Source organism: Pseudomonas qingdaonensis (genome assembly GCF_018398475.1).
Classification (GTDB): Bacteria; Pseudomonadota; Gammaproteobacteria; order Pseudomonadales; family Pseudomonadaceae; genus Aquipseudomonas; species Aquipseudomonas palmensis.
Map to the genome: position 1 here is coordinate 127,501 of NZ_CP074676.1, position 20,253 is coordinate 147,753.

At 66.1% G+C, this 20,253-nt stretch carries 18 protein-coding genes and 3 rRNA genes (1 of these 21 only partly in view); 15 read left to right on the top strand and 6 right to left on the bottom strand.

Annotated features, from left to right (window positions below; all coding sequences use genetic code 11):
* The 3 genes from KH389_RS00595 to rrf (KH389_RS00605) all read left to right on the top strand — a co-directional run.
* Positions 1-407, top strand: a 23S ribosomal RNA gene (locus KH389_RS00595); it begins 2,484 nt to the left of the window's first position.
* A gap of 138 nt (positions 408-545) precedes the next feature.
* A 5S ribosomal RNA gene (gene rrf / locus KH389_RS00600) occupies positions 546-661 on the top strand.
* 110 nt (positions 662-771) lie between these two features.
* Positions 772-887 (top strand): 5S ribosomal RNA (gene rrf, locus KH389_RS00605).
* Positions 888-1,027: 140 nt separating this feature from the next.
* On the opposite strand, the gene KH389_RS00610 is transcribed toward rrf (KH389_RS00605), so the two are convergent.
* The 5 genes from KH389_RS00610 to KH389_RS00630 all read right to left on the bottom strand — a co-directional run bounded on the left by KH389_RS00610 (position 1,028) and on the right by KH389_RS00630 (position 7,130).
* Positions 1,028-2,206, bottom strand: coding sequence for a PepSY-associated TM helix domain-containing protein (locus tag KH389_RS00610; protein WP_213606673.1), 1,179 nt, complete (start codon positions 2,204-2,206; stop codon positions 1,028-1,030).
* 86 nt (positions 2,207-2,292) lie between these two features.
* Positions 2,293-4,797: a TonB-dependent siderophore receptor gene (locus KH389_RS00615; protein WP_213606674.1), complete on the bottom strand. Its 2,505-nt coding sequence runs from the start codon at positions 4,795-4,797 to the stop codon at positions 2,293-2,295.
* Positions 4,798-4,889: 92 nt separating this feature from the next.
* Entirely contained in the window at positions 4,890-5,858 is a 969-nt protein-coding gene (locus KH389_RS00620; protein ID WP_213606676.1) for a FecR domain-containing protein, read from the bottom strand.
* Positions 5,848-6,345, bottom strand: a complete 498-nt coding sequence (locus KH389_RS00625; protein WP_058541718.1) for a sigma-70 family RNA polymerase sigma factor — start codon at positions 6,343-6,345, stop codon at positions 5,848-5,850. The genes KH389_RS00620 and KH389_RS00625 overlap by 11 nt, the downstream gene beginning before the upstream one ends.
* Positions 6,346-6,440: 95 nt before the next feature.
* Positions 6,441-7,130, bottom strand: a complete 690-nt coding sequence (locus KH389_RS00630) for a GntR family transcriptional regulator (RefSeq protein WP_043861332.1) — start codon at positions 7,128-7,130, stop codon at positions 6,441-6,443.
* 211 nt (positions 7,131-7,341) lie between these two features.
* Here KH389_RS00630 and lapG point away from each other — a divergent pair, with 211 nt between their 5' ends.
* Positions 7,342-8,034: a cysteine protease LapG gene (lapG, locus tag KH389_RS00635; protein ID WP_043861331.1), complete on the top strand. Its 693-nt coding sequence runs from the start codon at positions 7,342-7,344 to the stop codon at positions 8,032-8,034.
* 9 nt (positions 8,035-8,043) lie between these two features.
* Entirely contained in the window at positions 8,044-9,981 is a 1,938-nt protein-coding gene (lapD, locus tag KH389_RS00640; RefSeq protein WP_100632981.1) for a cyclic di-GMP receptor LapD, read from the top strand.
* A 76-nt stretch (positions 9,982-10,057) separates the two neighbouring features.
* On the opposite strand, the gene KH389_RS00645 is transcribed toward lapD, so the two are convergent.
* Entirely contained in the window at positions 10,058-10,369 is a 312-nt protein-coding gene (locus KH389_RS00645) for a tryptophan synthase subunit beta (RefSeq protein WP_213606677.1), read from the bottom strand.
* 168 nt (positions 10,370-10,537) lie between these two features.
* Between KH389_RS00645 and KH389_RS00650 the strand changes: the two genes are divergently transcribed.
* The 10 genes from KH389_RS00650 (at position 10,538) to KH389_RS00695 (ending at position 20,248) form a co-directional block, all read left to right on the top strand.
* Entirely contained in the window at positions 10,538-11,437 is a 900-nt protein-coding gene (locus KH389_RS00650; RefSeq protein ID WP_100632980.1) for a TauD/TfdA dioxygenase family protein, read from the top strand.
* A 20-nt stretch (positions 11,438-11,457) separates the two neighbouring features.
* Positions 11,458-12,477: an ABC transporter substrate-binding protein gene (locus tag KH389_RS00655; RefSeq protein WP_078481728.1), complete on the top strand. Its 1,020-nt coding sequence runs from the start codon at positions 11,458-11,460 to the stop codon at positions 12,475-12,477.
* A 4-nt stretch (positions 12,478-12,481) separates the two neighbouring features.
* Positions 12,482-13,345, top strand: a complete 864-nt coding sequence (locus tag KH389_RS00660) for an ABC transporter ATP-binding protein (protein ID WP_043861326.1) — start codon at positions 12,482-12,484, stop codon at positions 13,343-13,345.
* Between the two features lie 15 nt (positions 13,346-13,360).
* Complete coding sequence (locus KH389_RS00665) at positions 13,361-14,230, top strand: ABC transporter permease (RefSeq protein ID WP_088513903.1); 870 nt, start codon at positions 13,361-13,363, stop codon at positions 14,228-14,230.
* A 90-nt stretch (positions 14,231-14,320) separates the two neighbouring features.
* Positions 14,321-15,133 (top strand): tetratricopeptide repeat protein, encoded by an 813-nt coding sequence (locus KH389_RS00670; protein ID WP_100632979.1) that lies wholly within the window; start codon positions 14,321-14,323, stop codon positions 15,131-15,133.
* A 97-nt stretch (positions 15,134-15,230) separates the two neighbouring features.
* On the top strand, positions 15,231-15,683 hold the full coding sequence (locus tag KH389_RS00675; RefSeq protein WP_100632991.1) for a MarR family winged helix-turn-helix transcriptional regulator: 453 nt from the start codon (positions 15,231-15,233) through the stop codon (positions 15,681-15,683).
* On the top strand, positions 15,680-17,770 hold the full coding sequence (locus KH389_RS00680) for an FUSC family protein (protein ID WP_100632978.1): 2,091 nt from the start codon (positions 15,680-15,682) through the stop codon (positions 17,768-17,770). The genes KH389_RS00675 and KH389_RS00680 overlap by 4 nt, the downstream gene beginning before the upstream one ends.
* The gene (locus KH389_RS00685; protein WP_043861322.1) at positions 17,767-17,979 is read left to right on the top strand and encodes a DUF1656 domain-containing protein; all 213 of its coding nucleotides are present in this window, start codon (positions 17,767-17,769) and stop codon (positions 17,977-17,979) included. The genes KH389_RS00680 and KH389_RS00685 overlap by 4 nt, the downstream gene beginning before the upstream one ends.
* Positions 17,976-18,851: an efflux RND transporter periplasmic adaptor subunit gene (locus KH389_RS00690; RefSeq protein ID WP_213606678.1), complete on the top strand. Its 876-nt coding sequence runs from the start codon at positions 17,976-17,978 to the stop codon at positions 18,849-18,851. The genes KH389_RS00685 and KH389_RS00690 overlap by 4 nt, the downstream gene beginning before the upstream one ends.
* A complete protein-coding gene (locus KH389_RS00695) occupies positions 18,848-20,248 on the top strand; it encodes an efflux transporter outer membrane subunit (RefSeq protein WP_213606679.1) in 1,401 nt (466 codons plus the stop codon). The genes KH389_RS00690 and KH389_RS00695 overlap by 4 nt, the downstream gene beginning before the upstream one ends.
* Positions 20,249-20,253 lie beyond the last annotated feature (5 nt).

Here is a 20,253-nt window from a genome sequence, read left to right on the forward strand (position 1 = left end):
CCTCGATGTCGGCTCATCACATCCTGGGGCTGAAGCCGGTCCCAAGGGTATGGCTGTTCGCCATTTAAAGTGGTACGCGAGCTGGGTTTAGAACGTCGTGAGACAGTTCGGTCCCTATCTGCCGTGGACGTTTGAGATTTGAGAGGGGCTGCTCCTAGTACGAGAGGACCGGAGTGGACGAACCTCTGGTGTTCCGGTTGTCACGCCAGTGGCATTGCCGGGTAGCTATGTTCGGAAGAGATAACCGCTGAAAGCATCTAAGCGGGAAACTTGCCTCAAGATGAGATCTCACTGGAGCCTTGAGCTCCCTGAAGGGCCGTCGAAGACTACGACGTTGATAGGTTGGGTGTGTAAGCGCTGTGAGGCGTTGAGCTAACCAATACTAATTGCCCGTGAGGCTTGACCATATAACACCCAAGCAATTTGCGTCGAAAGGCCAGATTGCAGTGTTGTGAAGACACAGTAAGCCGAAGATTTGTACCTCACGAACATCACATACCCGATTCGCTGGAGAGTCTGAACAAGACCTTCTGGCAACAGAATTTCTTGACGACCATAGAGCATTGGAACCACCTGATCCCATCCCGAACTCAGTAGTGAAACGATGCATCGCCGATGGTAGTGTGGGGTTTCCCCATGTGAGAGTAGGTCATCGTCAAGATTAAATTCCGAAACCCCTATCTGCATCTGCAGGTAGGGGTTTTGTCTTTAGAGTAGAAGCATCAAGAATTCGCCGGCACGTCGCAATGTACGGGCCAGCACACAGAATTTCTTGACGACCATAGAGCATTGGAACCACCTGATCCCATCCCGAACTCAGCAGTGAAACGATGCATCGCCGATGGTAGTGTGGGGTTTCCCCATGTGAGAGTAGGTCATCGTCAAGATTCAATTCCAGAACCCCTGTCTGTGCTGCAGACAGGGGTTTTGTCTTTTCAGGGGCTAGGGTAGCGGGTTGTTCCTGCCACCCTCTGCACCGGCCAGGCCGACCCCTGCACACAATGGGCTGCAGGAGCCGACCTTCAGTCTATGTAGTGCGCCGAGCCCGGCTACTGCGCCGCGCCAGCAACTTGCGCCACCAGATATACACCCCTGTCACCGACAGCACCGCAATCACTACCCCCAGCACCGCGATCATCACCTGGCCTGTAGTGCCGAGGATCCTGCCGCCATGTATGGGTAGTTGCAGCCGGTAGAAGCGTTCCCCCAGGGTGCCCTGGCCAGCGATCTCCTGCCCCAGCAGGCGCCCGTCGGTGCCATGGAAGAACAACCACGACTTGCCCTGGGCATCGGTGTCGTGCTGTCCGAAACCGGCGCCATAGAAGTTGTACTCGAAGCTGTAGTACAACTCGCCGATCGGCGCCGTCAGCCCCAGCCGCTGGCCCTCCTGCTGCGCCAGCTGATGGGCTTGATGCCATGTCAGCTGGGTCTGTCCCAGTTCTTCCCTGGGCAGCCTGCCACGGGCCTCATAGACGCTTGGTTCCACCGGCGAGAACAGCGACACCGCCGGCTTGAACACCTGGCTGGGCAGGTTCATCGCCACACTGCTGACGGCCACCGGCAACAGCAGCAGCCACAGCCACAAGCCCCCAGCCCTGTGGATATCCATGTTCAGTCGATACGCATGCCCGCCCTTGATCTTCCAGGCCGTGCTCCATTTGCGCCAGAACGGACGACCACGGGGCAGGGTCAGCAGCAGGGCGATGAAGCAGTCGAGCACCCACAGGATCGCCACCACGCCCATCAGCCACAGCCCCCAGTTGCCCGGCAGGGTCAGGTTGTAGTGCAGCTCGAGGACGAACGGCATGAAGTTCTCCCGCGAGAAACAGCACTCGCCCCAGTAGCGCTGGCCCAACGTCTGGCCGCTGACCGGGTCGAGGTAGAACACCGTGTTCTTCTCGGCATACGGCTTGTCGGTGGCCGGGTCGTTGCGCGGCACCATCGCCAGCAACGCCGAGTGCCCGGGCTCGTCGGGGTATTCCATGTACCACACCTGCAGGCGCGGGTGTTCGGCCTGCACCTTGTCCACCAGGTTGCCGGGGTCCTGGCGGGGGCCTTGCGCCGGGGCTTCATAGAACGAAGGGTTCAGCCATTCGTCGATCTCGTGGTTGAACGCCAGCACGCTCCCGGTGAGCCCTGCCAGGGCAAGGAACAGCGCGGTGGCCAGGCCGATATAGCGGTGCAGCAATACGTAGAGGTGGCGCATATAAAGGGATTCCAGATCAGGTCGCCAGATGCGACAAAGCCAGCGCCTGGAATCAGGCACTGGCTTTGCGGCTCACGGGGGTGTGGTCAGAACTGATAGCTGACCGTGGCGCTGACATTGCGCTCTTCACCCATGTAGCAGTAGTTCAGGCTCGCGCACGAGGCGATGTAGCTCTCGTTGGTGAGGTTGTTGGCATTGAGCCGCACATCCACGCCCTTGAGCCCGACCTTGCCCAGGTCGTAGCCCACCGACGCATCGAACAGGGTGTACGACGGTACCTTCATGGTGTTTTCCGCATCCACCCAGCTGTAGCCCACGTAACGCACGCCACCGCCTACGCGCACACCGTCCAGCACCCCCTGGCGGAAGTTGTAGTCCGCCCACAGCGAGGCCATGTGCTTTGGCGCCTGGGTTGGCGAGTTGCCCTTGTTGTCGAGTGTGCTGCCAGCCAGAGTGCTCGGCATCGTCTTGCTGTACTCGATGTCGGTGAAGGTGTAGCTGCCCAGCACCTTGAGGTTCTCGCTCAACTGCATGTGCGCTTCCAGCTCCAGACCCTGGGAGCGTACCTGCCCGACCGGGTAGTAGAAGTCGTCCTGCGGCTGTTTGGTGGCCAGGTTTTCCTGCTCGATGCGGAACACCGAGGCGGTGAACAGGTTGTCGGTGCCCGGCGGCTGGTACTTGATACCGGCCTCCCACTGGGTGCCTTCGGTCGGTGCCAGCGGGTTGCCGGCGGCATCGGCGTAGGAGTTGGGGTTGAACGACTCCGAATAGCTCAGGTAAGGCGCAATACCGTTGTCGAACAGGTACAGCACGCCCGCGCGGCCGGTGAGCTTGGTGCGGTCATCGCTGATCTTGGTGCCCAGTGGGCGGGTAGGCTCGGCGATACGATTCTCATCGGAGGTCTTCACCCAGTCCTGCCGCAGCCCCAGCGAGAAGCGCCACTTGTCCAGCTCGATCAGGTCCTGGGCGTAGATGCCGGTCTGCTGCAGGCGCCGGGTGTAGCTGGTCGGTGCGTAATAGGTGATCTGCGAATTGCCGTACTGCGGGTTGAACGCATCGATCGACGCCAGGCCGCCGCTGCTCCAGTCCACCACGGTCTTGCGTCGCTGGTAGTCCAGGCCCACCAGCGTGGTGTGCTTGGCCGCGCCGGTGAAGTACTCGGCCTGCAGCATGTTGTCGATGATGTAGGAGTGCAGCTTCTCGTCGGCACCGGTGTAGTAGCGGTTCAGCTTGTTGCTGGTGGGCGACTCGTAGCCCCAGGCGTACACCTGGTCCATCTTCACCGTCGAGTCCAGGTAGCGGAAGTTCTGGCGTGCGGTGAACACGTCGTTGAAGCGATGCTCGAACTGGTAGCCGAACGACTGCTGATTGCGCTCGTAGCTGTCGATGCCCGGCTCGCCCTCGAAGAAGTGTTCCGAGATACGCTGGCCGTTGCGTTTGTGCAGCGCGCCATCGGCTGGCACGCCGGCGTGGTAGCCGCCTTCCGGATCGTTCTGCAGGTAGGCCTGCAAGGTCAGCGAGGTGTCCTCGGTGAAGTCGATGCTCAGGGTCGGCGCCAGCGCATAGCGCTTTTCTTCGTTGTGATCGAACTGGGTGTCGGACTGATGCGTCAGGCCGGTCAGGCGGTAGGCGATACGCTTGTCGTCGTCCAGCGGGCCGCTGAAGTCGAAGCCCACCCCACGCTGGCCCTGGGAGCCGACGGTAGCCTGCACCTGGCGGAAGGTCTCGTACAGTGGCTTCTTGGTGGTCAGCGCCACCAGGCCACCTGGCGAACTGCGGCCATACAGCACCGACGACGGACCTTTGAGAATATCCACGCGCTCGAGGAAGTACGGGTCGATCTGCATGGTGCTGAAGGTGCCGCTGTCACCCATCGACTTCAGGCCGTCGATGTAGATGTTGTCCACCGAGCCATCGTTGAAGCCGCGCATGGCCACATAGTCATAGCGGTGGGTCGCGCCATACGGGTTGGTCAGCACGCCCGGGGTGTAGCGCATGGTCTGCGAGACCGTCTGCGCGCCCTGGTCGTCCATCTGCTGGCGGGTTACCACAGACACCGACTGCGAGGTCTCCAGCAGCGCGGTGCTGGTCTTGGTCGCGATCTGGCTGTGGGTGGCGTTGTAGCCCTCCATGCTGCCCAGCGCGTTGCCCAGGGCAAAGCCGCGCACGTCGGTGGTAGGCAATGCCAGTGCGGCGTCCTGCGGGGCCGCATGCAGCACATAACTGGTGCCATCCTGGCTCACCGCCTCCAGCCCCGTGCCATTGAGCAACTGGCGCAGCGCCTGGTCGGTGGCGTAGCTGCCCTGCAGGCCGGGCGATTGCGCGCCCTGGGTCATCTGCGGGGTGCTCGACAGCGTGATGCCGGCCTGGCGTGCGAACTGGTTCAGCACCTCGTCCAGCGAGCCGGCGGGGATGTTGTACTGCTGGCTGGCGCTGCCCGCAGGTTCGGCTATCACTACCATCGGCACGCTGGCCAGGCCCAGCGCGGTACCGAACAGTGCGGCGCGCACCGCCTTGCCCAGGCGTGAATCTAAGAGAGGTTGAAACTCATTACTGTCAGTGAGCCGCGGCTGGGCCAGGGTATCGCGCATGAAGAGCATCCGTAGGGTCGGTAAGGGCAGAAGGGAGTCGCTTACTGTCCTAGCCGGACGTGCCGACAAAACCCGCCAAAAAAATCAGCGCATCACGCCTGGCGTTCCAGGCGTACCCACCAGCGCGTGCGATAGCTGACATGCACCGGCAGGGTCTGCGGCAGCAGGTGCAGCAGCTTGTCGGTGTCTTCCAGGCGGAACACCCCGGACAGGCGCAGGTTGGCGATATCGTCGGAGCAGCTCAGGTAGCCGTGGCGGTAGCGCGCCACCTCGTCGATGAAGTCCCCCAGGCGCATGTTGCGCGTGACGATCAGGCCATCGGCCCAGGCACCGGGGTCCATGTTCTGCTGCGCCACGGGTGTGGCGCCCTGGGCATTCACCAGAAAGGCTTCGCCAGCAGCCACCCATTGCAGCCCGGCGGGGCCGGGGTGATGGATCGCCACCTTGCCCTGGCTGACCGTGACGCGGGTGCAGTCGCGCTCCTGGCGCACCACGAAGCGCCCATCGAAGCCTTCGAGCAGCGCATCGCGGCTCTGCACCAGCAACGGCCGCCCAGCCGGGCCGAGCGGGTGTTCGGCGCAGGTCAGCATCAACTCCCCGTGCTTGAGGCGCACCAGGCGCTGGCGGCTGTCGAAGGCCAGGTCCGCCGCGGTATGGGTATTGAGATCGAGCAGGCTGCCATCGGGCAGGCGGACGCTGCGCCGCTCGCCGGTGGCCGTGGCGAAATCCGAGGTCCACGGGTCGAGCAGGCCAATGTCCTTGCTGACCCAGGCCGCTGAGCCAAGCATCACCACGCCGCCCAGCAGCTTCAGGGCCTGGCGCCGGTGCAGCCGCTGCTGGCTGTTCTCCAGGGTCTGCAGGGCGACGACACCGGCGCCCGGCACCGCACGCAGGTTCATTTCCTGCTGCAGGCTGTGCACCCGTTGCCAGGCCAGTTCGTGCTCGTGGCTGGCGCTGCGCCACTGCTCGCACTGGGCCAGCAACTGCGGGCTGGCGCCGTTCTCGCGCACCCGCAGCATCCAGTGAATGGCCTGCTTGACCACGCGCGGGCTAGGGTTCATAGCGCAGCAGGTAGCAGTGATAGAGGGCGTCGGCCACATACCGCTCCACCGAGCGCAGCGAGATACCCATCTGCTCGGCGATCTGCTTGTGGCTCAACCCTTCGCACTGGGCCAGCAGGAACGCGGTGCGCACCTTGGGCCTGAGGCCGTCGAGCAGGCACGCAATGCGTTCCAGCAGCTCCAGCAGCAGCTCGCGGGTTTCCGCTGATGGCACCTCGGCCTCGGGCAGCTGCGCCAGGGCTTCGAGGTAGGCACGCTGCAGCTCTTCGCGGCGCCAGTGATCGATCACCAGCCCCCGTGCGATGGTACGCAGGAATGCGCGTGGTGCATTCAGCTCCAGATGTTCGCGCCGCTGCAGCAGGCGCACGAAGGTGTCCTGGGCCAGGTCCGCGGCATCGGCCGCATTGCCCAGGCGGCAGCGCAGCCAGGTGTTCAGCCAGCTGTGGTGTTGCTGATAGAGCCTGTGCACAGAGTCGTGGGAGGACATGAAGGCGCGCTGCAACCAAGGTCATAAATGATAATTAGTCTCATTGTTATGGGGCCTTGCGCAATTTGCAACCACTGACCGACCCGGCGGCGCGTTCAGCCCTGCGGCTGGCTGGCCAGGTACTGCCTGATGGCCTGCATGCCCTTGTCCAGGTGCTGGGTCAGAAGCTGTACAGCTTCGTCCACCTGGCCGGCCTGGGCTGCGTCCACCAGCGCGATGTGATCGTCCTGGGTCAGCTTGCCCAGCCCCATCGACGACAGATGAAACCGCAGGAAGCGCGCCTCTTCGCTCAACTCGTTGTCGATCAGGCGCAGCAACTTCTGATTGGGCGCCTTGCGGTACAGGGCCATGTGCAACAGGCGGTTGAGCTGGCCCATCTCGGCGTGCCGGGTCTCGTTCTGCAGTTGCTCGATGTAGCCCCGGGCCAGGGCGATGTCCTCGGCGTCCAGCAGCGGGATCGACTGGCGCAGCGCCTCGCTCTCCAGGATCACCCGTAGCCCGTAGGAGTCCATCGCATCTTCGCTGATCAGCGGGGCCACCACCGCGCCCTTGTGCGCAACCACCTGCAGCAGCGACTGCGCCTCCAGCTGACGCAGGGCCTCGCGCACCGGCATGCGGCTGACCCCGAACAGCGTCGCCAGCTCCTGTTGGCGCAACGCCATGCCGGGTGCCAGGCGCCCGTCGAGGATGGCGCTGCGCAGGCGCTCTTCGATCACGCTGCGCGCCAGGTGAGCAGGCACCTGCTCGTCACCCAGAATGCTCAGGAGTTTGATTTTTTCGGCCACGCTGACTGCCCTGCTAGCAAAGATTGGATCCAATGACCCTAGTGATGACGGTTGCGCCTGTCAAATTCAGGCCGGCGCGGGCCTGCGGGCGTTCGCGGCGGCTATCCTGAATGAAGTCGCAGCGCTTTGGAAGCTTGCCGCCGTGCGCCATTGTCTTTTGCCCGCCCAGCCTGCACCATCGCGATTCCACGATCTGCATGGACCGCCGGCCTTGGCGATACGTTGGGCTTTGCCTCTGACCCCGCGCCGGGCTGGCCTGGCGCTGTTGCTCGGCTGCGTATTGCTGGGCAACCTGCGCGCGGACTGGGACTTTTCCCAGATCAGCCGCAAGGCCCAGGCCCTGTACGGCCCCCTTGGTGCCGGCCAGCAGCGTATCGATGCCTGGCAGCAGTTGCTTGCCACCCAGCGCCAGGGCAGCGAAGCCGAGCGCCTGCAGGTGGTCAACCAGTTCTTCAATCGCCAGTTGCGCTACGTCGAAGACCCCGAACTGTGGCAGCAGGCCGACTACTGGTCCACCCCGATCCAGTCACTGATCAAGGGCGCCGGCGACTGCGAAGACTACGCCATCGCCAAGTATTTCAGCCTGCGCCGCCTGGGTATCCCCAGCGAGAAACTGCGCATTACCTACGTCAAGGCGCTGCGCCAGAATCGCGCGCACATGGTCCTGACCTACTATTCCACTCCAGAGGCGATGCCGCTGGTGCTCGACAGCCTGATCGACACCATCGAGCCGGCCAGCCAGCGCACCGACCTGCTGCCGGTGTATGCCTTCAATGGCGAGGGCCTGTGGCTGACCGGGGCGGGTGGCAATCGCAAGGTCGGCGACAGCAAGCGCCTGTCGCGCTGGCAGGATCTGTTGAAGAAGATGCAGGCCGAGGGGTTTCCCACCGAGCCGGCTTACTGAGGATTGCGGATGTCACTGTTCAAGCAATTGTTGCTCGCCATCTGCCTGTTTCTGGTGGTCGCCTTCAGCGGCAGCTTCATGGTCGGCCTGGAAAGCTCGCGCAGCCAGTACGTCAATCAGCTGCGCGCGCATGCGCAGGACGCCGCCACCGCGCTGGCGCTGTCGCTCACGCCGAACATCGACGACCCGGCAATGGTCGAGCTGATGGTCAGCTCCATCTTCGACAGCGGCTACTACGCCAGCATCCGCGTGATCGACCTGGGCCCCAATGCCCTGCTGGTGGAGCGTCACGCCGAGCCGGACAGCAGCGGTGTGCCGGCCTGGTTCATCCGCCTGATCAACCTGGAGCCGGCCGGCGGCGATGCCATCGTCAGCCGCGGCTGGCAGCAGGCGGCGCGGGTCGAGGTGGTCAGCCACCCGATGTTCGCCCTGGCCAAGCTGTGGCGCAGCGCGCTCGGCAGCCTGGCCTGGCTGCTGGCCTGCGGGGTGGTCAGTGCACTGCTGGGGGCGCTGCTGCTGCGCCGTCAGCTGCGACCGCTGGACTACCTGGTGGCGCAGTCCCAGGCCATTGCGCGTCGCGAGTTCCTCAGTGCGCCGCGCCTGCCGCGCACCCCGGAGCTGCGCCGGGTGGTGCAGGCCATGAACCAGATGGTCGAGAAACTCAAGGCGCTGTTTCTCGAGGAGGCCCAGCGCAGTGAAGCCCTGCGCGCCGAGGCCTGGCAGGACAGCCTGACCGGCCTGGGCAACCGGCGCTTCTTCGAGATGCAGCTGTCTGCCCGGCTCAGCGCCCAGGACGATAGCCCCGGCTACCTGATGCTGGTGCACGTGCAGGACCTGGCCGGGCTCAACCTGCGCCTGGGCGGCCAGCGCACCGATGCCCTGCTGCAGGCTCTTGCGCAGCAGGTGCAGCGGGTGTGCGCGCACTATCCCAAAACCCTCGACCTGATCGCCCGTAGCCGTGGCGGCGAGTTCGCCGTGCTGGCACCGGGGCTGGTGCATGACGAGGCCGTGCACCTGGCCCAGGAACTGGAGCAGACCCTGCACAGCCTGTACGACACCGGTGCTTCCGACCGTAACCCGGTGGCCTGGATCGGCCTGGCCCCCTATAGCCCGGGCGACGCCCCGCAGGCCCTGCTCGAGCGCTGCGACGAAGCCCTGGCCCAGGCGCAGAGCCAGCAGCTGCCGACGTGGGTCTGCCTGCCCGCGCACGCCCCGGCGCTGCTGGACCACGACTGGCATGCCCTGCTGCAACACGCCCTCGACCAGCGCCGCTTCGAGCTGTTCTTCCAGCCGGTGGTGGCGACGCACGAGCTGGGCCGCGTATTGCAGTACAAGGTGCTGTCGCGCCTGCCCGACGGGCATGGGCAAACCCTCCCCGCCGGACGCTTCCTGCCCTGGCTCGAGCGTTTCGGCTGGTCGATCCGGCATGACCTGCTGATGCTCGAACAGGTGCTGGCCCACCTGCAGCGCCATGACCAGGCGCTGGCGCTGAACCTGTCGGCGGCCACCCTGGCCGACCCCCAGGCGTTGCAGGCAGTGTACGGGCTGCTGGGGCGTCATGCGGCGCTGGGCCCGCGCCTGACCCTGGAGATCGGCGAAGAGCAGTTGCCCGACCAGGCCGCGCTCGAGCAGCTGGCACGGCAACTGGGCGCGTTGGGCTTCAAGCTGAGCCTGCAGCACTTTGGCGGGCGCTTCAGCATGATCGGCAACCTGGCGCACCTGGGCCTGGCGTACCTCAAGGTCGACGGCAGCTTCATCCGCGCCATCGATCAGGAGCCGCACAAGCGCCTGTTCATCGAGGCGATCCAGCGCGCAGCGCACAGCATCGACCTGCCATTGATTGCCGAGCGGGTGGAAACCGAAGGCGAACTGGAGGTGCTGCGCGACATGGGGATTTTCGGGGTGCAGGGGCGCTTGATCGGCGAGCCCCGGCCCTGGGCGCCGTAGTGGCTTCTTCGCCGGCCACGCCGGCGCCTGCAGGCGGCGGTGAACCCCGCAGGCGCCGGCCTGGCGGGCGAAGCTGCTAGATCAACGGCCGCTCCTCATCGATCAGCTTGTTCAACCCCCCCATGGTCTGGCGCGCGCTCGAACGGCTGAGCAGCTTGGCCTGTGCGCTCGCCGGCAGGTCGGTGATGCTGATCACGCCCTTGCTGGTCAGTACCTCGATCAAGTCCTCCAGCACCCGGATCATGTCCAGGTCGCTCTGCTGCAGCTTCTTGGCAAACCAGGCCTGGGCCTCCGGCGAATCGTTGGGCAGCGCTTCGCTCTCCTCGGCAAAGGGCGTCGACTCCAACCGCACGATCTGCCCACGGGTGTCGCGTTGCACATAGAACATAGCCTTTCCCCCTGATGACATCTGCTTGATGGCCTCAGCAGCATAGGCCACGCGAGGCGGACAACCCTCTCTATGCTTATTCTCTAAAGGTATTTAAATTATTTTTCTTATGCATTTATATTTATTTCCACGCGCAGTTACCGACCCGACACGTGGGAGTGAAAAGATATGTCAGCGGCCCCTGGCGCCTTGTCGTACACCGACAGCGCCCAACCCCAAGCCTTCGAGATTCGTCCGTTTGCCGGTGCCGTGGGCGCCGAGATCATCGGCCTGGACCTGAGCCGTCCGGTCAACGCTGGCGATTTTGCGCGCATCCACCGCGCGCACCTGGACCACCACGTGGTGGTGTTCCGCGACCAGCGCATCACCCCCCAGCAGCAGATCGACTTCAGCCGCCTTTTCGGCGTGTTGCAGATCCACGTGCTCAAGCAGTTCCTGCTCGGCGGCCACCCCGAGATCCTGATCGTCTCCAACATCATCGAGAACGGCCAGAACATCGGCCTGGGCGATGCCGGCAAGTTCTGGCACTCGGACCTCTCCTACAAGGAACTGCCCAGCCTGGGGTCGATGCTGCATGCCCAGGAGCTGCCCAGCGAGGGCGGCGATACCCTGTTCGCCGACATGCACAAGGCCTGGGACCAGTTGCCCGCCCACCTGCGCGCCGCCGTCGAAGGCCGCAGCGCCGCGCACTCCTACACCGCGCGCTACAGCGAAACCAAATTCGAAGGCAACTGGCGCCCCACGCTCACCGCCGAGCAACTGGCCCAGGTGCAGGAAGTGATCCACCCGGTGGTGCGTACCCACCCGGAAAACGGGCGCAAGGCGCTGTTCGTCAGCGAGGGCTTCACCACCCGCATCGTCGGCCTGCCCGAGGACGAAAGCCGCCAGATCCTGGCCGAGCTGTACGCCCACAGCGTGCTCGAACACAACATCTACCGCCACCAGTGGCAACCCCACGACCTGGTGTTCTGGGACAACCGCTCGCTGATCCACCTGGCCGCCGGCTGCCCCGCGCACCTGCGTCGCAAGCTGTACCGCACCACCATCCAGGGCGACGCCCCGTTCTGACCCGTCTTCAGGAGTACCGCATGCGCAACTCAATCAGCCGCCTGGCGGCCAGCATCGGCCTGGGCGTCAGCCTGCTCGCCGGCAGCCTCGTCGCCCCCGCCACGGCCCAGGCCGAAGGTGAAATCCGCATCGCCGAACAGTTCGGCATCGTCTACCTGCTGCTCAACGTGGTGCGCGACCAGCACCTGATCGAGAAGCACGGCAAGGCCCAGGGCATCGACATCAAGGTCGACTGGACCCAGCTCTCGGGCGGCGCCGCGATCAACGACGCGCTGCTGTCCGGCTCGGTGGACATCGCCGGTGCCGGCGTCGGCCCGCTGTTGACCATCTGGGACCGCACCTACGGCCGCCAGAACGTCAAGGCCGTGGCCTCGCTGGGCAACTTCCCGTACTACCTGGTCAGCAGCAACCCCAACGTCAAGACCATCGCCGACTTCACCGAAAAGGACCGCATCGCCCTGCCGGCGGTTGGTGTCTCGGTGCAGTCGCGCTTCCTGCAGTACGCCGCCGCCCAGCAGTGGGGCGACAAGGACTACGCGCGCCTGGACAAGTACACCCTGGCGGTCCCGCACCCCGACGCCACCGCCGCGCTGCTGGCCGGCGGCACCGAGCTCAATGCGCACTTCTCCAACCCGCCGTTCCAGGACCAGGCGCTGGCCAACAAGAATGTGCACGTGGTGCTCGACACCTACGACCTGCTCGGCCCCAACTCGCCCACCGTGCTGTTCGCCACCGAAAAATTCCGCAACGACAACCCCAAAACCTACCAGGCCTTCGTCGACGCTTTGGCCGAGGCGGCCGACTTCGCCCAGCACGACAAGGGCGCGGCGGCCGATACCTACATTCGCGTGACCAAGGCCAAGATCGACCGCGAGGCGCTGCTCAAGATCATCGACAACCCGCAATACGAATTCAGCGTCACGCCGAAGAACACCTACAAGCTGGCCGACTTCATGTACCGCATCGGCGCGATCAAGCACAAACCCGAATCGTGGAAGGACTACTTCTTCCAGGACGCCAAGCCACTGCAGGGGAGCTGAGCGCATGACCGCCCGCTTGCCAGGCCACACGGCCAGCAACCTGAGCCCCGTGAGCGCACCGGCGCTGCTGCAGGTGGACAACCTCAGCCTCGAATACCGCACCGCCCAGCGCGTGGTGCGGGCCACCCACCAGGTCAGCTTCGAAGTGGACAAGGCCGACCGTTTCGTCCTGCTCGGCCCCTCAGGTTGCGGCAAGTCGACCTTGCTCAAGGCCGTGGCCGGCTTCATCGAGCCCCGTGAGGGCGCGATCCGCCTGCAGGGCCAGCCGGTGCACGGGCCGGGCCCGGACCGCATCGTGGTGTTCCAGGAGTTCGACCAGCTGCCGCCGTGGAAAACCGTCAGGCAGAACGTGATGTTCCCGCTGCTGGCCTCCGGCACGCTCAAGCGCGCCGAGGCCGAACAGCGCGCCCTGCATTACCTGGACAAGGTCGGCCTGGCGGCATTTGCCGATGCGTACCCGCACACCCTCTCCGGCGGCATGAAGGCGCGCGTGGCCATCGCCAGGGCGCTGGCCATGCAGCCCAAGATCCTGCTCATGGACGAACCCTTTGCCGCCCTCGACGCGTTGACCCGGCGCAAGATGCAGGAAGAACTGCTGCTGTTGTGGGAGGAGGTGCGCTTCACCCTGCTGTTCGTCACCCACTCCATCGAGGAGGCGCTGGTGGTGGGCAACCGCATCCTGCTGCTGTCGCCGCACCCGGGGCGCGTGCGCGCCGAGATCCACAGTCACCAGTACGACCTGCACAGCCTGGGCGCTGCCGACTTCCAGGCCAGCGCGCGGCGCATCCATCGTCTGCTGTTCGACGATGATGCCGCCGCCGAGCAGGACGCCGCCCTGGATTTCACCGACATCCGCATCGCCTACTGACCGGGAGCCCCACCGATGACCACCTCTGCACCGGCTCCGCGTCAGGAGTATGAAGTCACCCTTGAACCCCTGCTCAGCGTACCGCTGGAACGCGAGCTGCCCCTGGGCCAGCGCCTGTGGCAACAGGGCTGGCTGCGCAAGAGCCTGATCCTGATCCTGCTGGCGCTGGCCTGGGAAGCCGTGGCGCGCTATCAGGGCAACGACCTGTTGCTGCCCAGCTTCCTGCAAACCGCCGCGGCGCTGTACGACGGCCTGCTCAGCGGCGAACTGCCGGCCAAGGTCGGGGTGTCGCTGGTGGTGCTGCTCAAGGGCTACCTGCTGGGCATCGTGCTGGCCTTCGGGCTCACCAGCCTCGCCGTGTCGACCCAGTTCGGCCGCGACCTGCTCAGCAGCCTGACCTCGATGTTCAACCCGCTGCCGGCCATTGCCCTGCTGCCGCTGGCGCTGCTGTGGTTCGGCCTGGGCGACAACAGCCTGATCTTCGTGCTGGTGCACTCGGTGCTGTGGGCGCTGGCGCTCAACACCTATGCCGGCTTCATGGGTGTGTCCGAAACCTTGCGCATGGCCGGGCGCAACTACGGGCTGCGCGGCTTGCGTCTGGTGGTGCACATCCTGATTCCGGCGGCGCTGCCGTCGATCCTGTCGGGGCTCAAGATCGGCTGGGCGTTCGCCTGGCGTACCCTGATCGCCGCCGAACTCGTGTTCGGTGCCACCAGCGGCAAGGGTGGGCTGGGCTGGTACATCTTCCAGAACCGCAACGAGCTGTACACCGACAAGGTGTTCGCCGGCCTGGCCGTGGTGATCCTCATCGGCCTGCTGGTCGAGAGCCTGGTGTTCAATACCCTCGAGCGCGTCACAGTACGGCGCTGGGGCATGCAGCGCTGAGCGCATCGGGGCGACAAAAGTGCGTGTCCTTGTCTAGGCTTGCTTCACAGGGTGGCATGGGCCACCCACCGGTCAGTCAGGGATGAACCGTTGTCTGCTGCCAGCACCATCTACCCACTGCTCGCGCGGCTGTTGCCCAGGGCGATCGCCCCCGATCCGGGCGGGCAGACCCAGCGCCACACGGCCGGCATCGGCATGCCGGCCCAGCGTGCGGTGCTCGGCAGGGGCTTCTGCCTGGTCAACCGCCTGGACGAAGCCGTCGACCTGCAGGCGGTGTATGCCGACCTGCGCCAGCAGGCCCTGGATGGCAGCGTGGTGGCGCTCAACGACCTCGGCTGGGTATGGCTCAACGGCAAGTACTGGCGTGCCGAACCGGCCCTGGCCGGGCGCCTGCTGCGCATGGCGGCGCTGCAAGGCAGTGCGGTGGCCTGGTACAACCTGGGCCAGCAGCACTATTTCGGCAAGGGCGTGACCATCACCTACGCCAGCGCCGCCGAGTGCTACCGGCAGGCCTTCGAGCGCGGCCTGGACGAAGCCGCCGCGGCGCTGGGCGACCTCTACGAAGAAGAGATCTGCGATACCCACCTGCAAACCTGGCAGGTCGATCCGCAGCGCGCCTACGACTGGTTCATGCAGGGCGCCCAGCGCGGCGATGGGCGCTGCCGGTTCGAGATCGGCTACCGCCTCCTGCATGGCCAGCAGGTGCGGGCCGATGCCAGGCTCGCCGTGTACTGGCTGGAGCTGGCGGCCGCAGCGGGGGTGATGCCGGCGGCCGAGGAACTGGCCATGCATTTCAGCGTGGCCGGCAACCCCATGCGCTACCTGTTCTGGCGCGACCGGGCGATCAGCCTGGGCAGCCCGCGGGCGCTGACCCTGAAACACGAAGACCAGTACCGGCGCTGACCTCGGCCGACGGATGCCGCATTGCCGCTATTGACGCCCGGGGCGTTGATCGAAGAACATTGATAGTTAGCAAACTATGAATCTCGACACCTTGCCCATGAATCTTGATGCACTGCAACTGAACATCAGCAGCGGCATGGTCGCGGCCAGCCGTCACTGGCGGCGCATCTGCCAGGCCACGCTGGTCGGCTACGGCATCTCCGAAGCCTGCGCGGTACCACTGCTGATGATCGTGCGCCTGGGCGATGGCGTGCACCAGGTGGCGGTGGCCCAGGCCGCAGGGCTTGAAAGCCCGTCGCTGGTGCGCCTGCTCGACCAGCTGTGCAGCGCCGGTTTCGTATGCCGCAGCGAAGCCCCCGGTGACCGCCGCGCCAAGGCCCTGAGCCTGACCCCGCGCGGGCGCGAGCTGGCCGAGGCGATCGAGGCCGAGCTGGTGCGCCTGCGCCGCCAGGTGCTGCACGACATCCCGCCCGCCGACCTCGAAGCGGCGCTGCGTGTGGTGCGCGCCTTCGAAGACGCCGTGCAGCGCTCGCCGGGCGTGCCTTCATGAAGGACTTCTTCAGCTCCATGCCGCCGGCGCGGGACTGGTTCTACGGCGTGCGCACCTTCGCCGCGTCGATGATCGCCCTGTACATCGCCCTGCTCATGCAACTGCCGCGCCCCTACTGGGCGATGGCCACGGTCTACATCGTCTCCAGCCCGTTCGTCGGGCCCACCAGTTCCAAGGCCCTGTACCGCGCCCTGGGTACACTGCTGGGCGCGGCGGGGGCGGTGTTCCTGGTACCGCTGCTGGTACAGACCCCGGTGCTGCTCACCTGCGCCATCGCCCTGTGGACCGGCACCCTGCTGTTTCTCTCGCTGCACCTGCGCACCGCCAACAGCTACGCGCTGATGCTGGCCGGCTACACCCTGCCGATGATCGCCCTGCCGGTGGTGGACAACCCGCTGGCGGTGTTCGACATCGCCTCCTCGCGGGCCCAGGAAATCTGCCTGGGCATCGTCTGCGCGGCGGTGGTCGGGGCGATCTTCTGGCCGCGCCGGCTCACCCCGGTGGTGGTCGGCGCCACCGGCAACTGGTTCGCCGAGGCGATCCGCTACTGCGACACCTTTCTTGCCCGCCAGGCCACGCCCGAAACCGTGGGCGGGCTGCGCGCCTCGATGGTCACCACCTTCAACTCGCTGGAGATGATGATCGGCCAGCTGTCCCACGAGGGCGCGCGGCCGCAGACGGTCAAGAATGCCCGCGAGCTGCGCGGGCGCATGATCCACCTGTTCCCGGTGATCGACGCCCTCGACGACGCGCTGCTGGCCCTCGAAGGCCGCGCCCCGGCCCAGGCGGCGCAAGTGCAAGGCTTGCTGGAGCAGGCCCGCAGCTGGTTGCAGGCCAGCGCCGAAGACGCCTCGGTGGCGCGCTGGACGGCGCTGCGCGAGCAGCTCGAACGCCTGCAACCGAGTGTCGCCGCCCTCGACGAGCGCCCCGGCCTGCTGCTGTCCAATGCCCTCTACCGGCTGGGCGAATGGATCGACCTGTGGCAGGACTGCTGCAGCCTGCAGCACGCCATCCGCGACGAAGACCTGTCGCCCTGGCGCGCGGTGTACCGGCACTGGCGCCTGGGCCGCCTGACGCCGTTCTTCGACCGTGGGCTGATGCTCTACTCGGTGTTCTCCACCTTCACCGCGATCCTCGCCGCCACCGCGCTGTGGATACTGCTCGGCTGGCCCGACGGCGCCAGCGCCGTGATCCTCGCGGCGGTGGCGTGCAGTTTCTTCGCGGCCATGGACGATCCCGCGCCGCAGATCTACCGGTTCTTCTTCTGGACCACCCTGTCGGTGGTGTTCGCCAGCCTCTACCTGTTCCTGGTGCTGCCCAACCTGCATGACTTCCCGATGCTGGTACTGGCGTTCGCCGTGCCGTTCATCTGCGTCGGCACCCTCACCGTGCAGCCGCGCTTCTACCTGGGCACCTTGCTCACCATCGTCAACACCGCCTCGTTCATCAGCATCCAGGGCGCCTACGACGCGGACTTCCTGACCTTTGCCAACGCCAACCTGGCCGGCCCGGTGGGGTTGCTGTTCGCCTTCATCTGGACCCTGGTGGTGCGCCCGTTCGGCGTGGAGCTGGCGGCCAAGCGCCTGACCCGCTTCAGCTGGCACGACATCGTCGGCATGACCCGCCCGGCCAGCCTGGCCGAACACCGGCGCCTCGGCGTGCAGATGCTCGACCGCCTGATGCAGCACCTGCCGCGCCTGACCCAGACCGGCCAGGACACCAACAGCGCGCTGCGCGACCTGCGCGTGGGGCTCAACCTGCTCGACCTGCTGGCCTACATGCCACGGGCCACGCCGCCGGCACAGGCGGCGCTGGCGCAGGTGATCGCTGAGGTGGGTGCGCACTTTCAGGCGTGCCTCAAGGCCCGCCGCCGCCTGCATGCGCCGGCCGACCTGCTGCGCAGCATGGAGCGTGCGCGGCATGCCCTGAACCTTGAGGCCATGGCCGACTGCGGGGAAACCCGCGTGCACCTGCTGCATGCCCTGAGCGGCCTGCGCCTGGCGCTGCTGCCGGGGGTGGAGGTGGTGCTGGAACCGTCCGACGATCAACCGCAACTGCCCTACGGCATCGATGGAGCCCCCCTGTGATCGGTGAACTGGATATCAGCGGGGTATTTCTGCCCACGCTGCTGGTGATGATGGTGTTCACCTATGTGCTGTTCCTGGGGGTGCACGCGGTACTCACGCGCCTGCACTTCTACCGCCTGGTCTGGCACCGGGCGCTGTTCAACGTTGCTCTCTACGCCGTGCTGCTGGGCACGGTCGACCACTTTTGCCGAAGCCTGATGCTGCCATGAAAAAACCCTTACTGACCCTGGGCCGCGTGGTCCTGACCCTGCTGGTGGTATCGCTGGCAACCGTGCTGGTGTGGCAGATGGTGCTGTACTACATGTTCGCCCCCTGGACCCGCGACGGCCACATCCGCGCCGACGTGATCCAGATCGCCCCCGATGTGTCCGGGCTGATCCAGCAGGTGTCGGTACGCGACAACCAGGTGGTCAAGCGCGGCGACGTGCTGTTCAGCATCGACCAGGACCGCTTTCACCTGGCTCTGCGCCAGGCCCAGGCGACCCTGGCCGAGCGCCGTGAAACCCTGGCCCAGGCGCAGCGCGAGGCGCGCCGCAACCGTGGCCTGGGCAACCTGGTGGCGCAGGAGCAGCTCGAAGAAAGCCAGTCGCGCCAGGCCCGCGCGCAATCGGCCCTGGCCGAGGCGCAGGTGGCGGTGGACGCGGCGCAGCTGAACCTCGACCGCTCGGTGGTACGCAGCCCGGTCGACGGCTACCTCAACGACCGCGCCCCGCGCGCCCACGAGTTCGTCAGCGCCGGGCGCCCGGTGCTGTCGGTGGTCGACAGCAACTCCTACCACGTCGATGGCTATTTCGAAGAGACCAAGCTGGGCGGCATCCATATCGGCCAGGCCGTGGATATCCGCGTGATGGGCGACGACGCGCGCCTGCGCGGTCGCGTGCAGAGCATCGCCGCAGGCATCGAGGACCGTGACCGCAGCAGTGGCGCCAACCTGCTGCCCAACGTCAACCCGGCCTTCAGCTGGGTGCGCCTGGCGCAGCGCATACCGGTGCGCATCGCATTCGACGAGGTGCCGGAAAACTTTCTCATGATCGCCGGGCGTACTGCCACGGTGTCGATCATCGAGGATGCCGCCCGATGAAACGCTTTGCGCTGCTGGGCGCAGGGTTGCTGCTGTCGGCCTGCCAGATGGTCGGGCCCGACTACAGCGTGCCCAAGGAGGCGGCGGTCAATCGCGGCGACCTGCAGGGCGCGCTGCGCAGCGACGCCGACAGCGTGGTCTCGGCGCCGGTGCCCGCCAACTGGTGGCACCTCTACCAGGACCCGCGTCTCGACGCGCTGGTCAACCAGGCGCTGGCCGCCAACACCGAACTGCGCGTGGCCGCGGCGAACATCGCGCGGGCGCGGGCACAGGTCGAGGAGGCCGAGGCCCAGGGCGGGTTCAATGGCGGGGTCAAGCTGGGTGCGCAGCGCCTGCAGGAGTCCGGCGAAGCCTTTCTGCAACCCGACAAGGTGCCGGTGGCCAACATCGGCGAGGCGATCCTCAGCGCCTCGTACCAGTTCGACCTGTGGGGCACGCTCAAGCGCGGCGTCGAGGCCGCTCAGGCCCACGCCGACGCCACCCAGGCTGCCGCCGACACCGCCCGCATCACCCTGGTGGCGGATGTGGTGCGGGCCTACACCCAGGTGTGCGCGGCCAACGAGGAATACCACATCGCACGGGCCTCGCTGGACCTGCAGGAGCAGAGCGTGACCCTCACCCAGCGCCTGCGCGATGCCGGGCGCGGTGACGAAACCCAGGTGACGCGCACCGAGACCCAGTTCAAGTCGCTGCGCGCCGAACTGCCGCGTTACCAGGCCATGCGCGAGGCGGGCCTGTACACCTTGTCGATGCTGCTGGACAAGCCGGTCGAGCAACTGCCGGCGGGTACCGCGCACTGCGCCGAGCTGCCGCACATCGCGCAACGTGTGCCGGTGGGCGATGGCGCCGCGCTGCTCAAGCGCCGCCCCGACATCCGCCAGGCCGAACGCAGCCTGGCGGCGGCCACTGCCGGCATCGGTGTGGCCACCGGGCAACTGTACCCGGACATCAGCATCGGCGCGCAGGTGGGCACCATCGGCATCCTCGAGAACCTGGGCAAGCCGGCGACCAACCGCTGGGGCTTTGGTCCGCTGCTGACCTGGACCGTGCCCACCAATGGTTCGCGGGCACGCATTCGCCAGGCCGAGGCCTCGACCCAGGCGGCGCTGGCGCATTTCGACGGGGTGGTGCTCAACGCCATCCGCGAGACCCAGACCAGCCTGGCGCAGTACAGCGCGCTGCTTGACCGGCGCGACGCGCTGGCCGAGGCCGAGCGCTCGGCGCAACTGGCGGCCGACCAGACCCACCGGTTCTTCAAGGCCGGGCGTGAATCGTTCCTGGCCGACCTGCAGGCCACGCGCACCTACACCGACATGCGTGCGCAGCTGGCGGCGGCCAATACCCAGGTCGCGATGGGGCAGATCGGCTTGTTCCTGGCGCTGGGCGGCGGCTGGTAGCAACC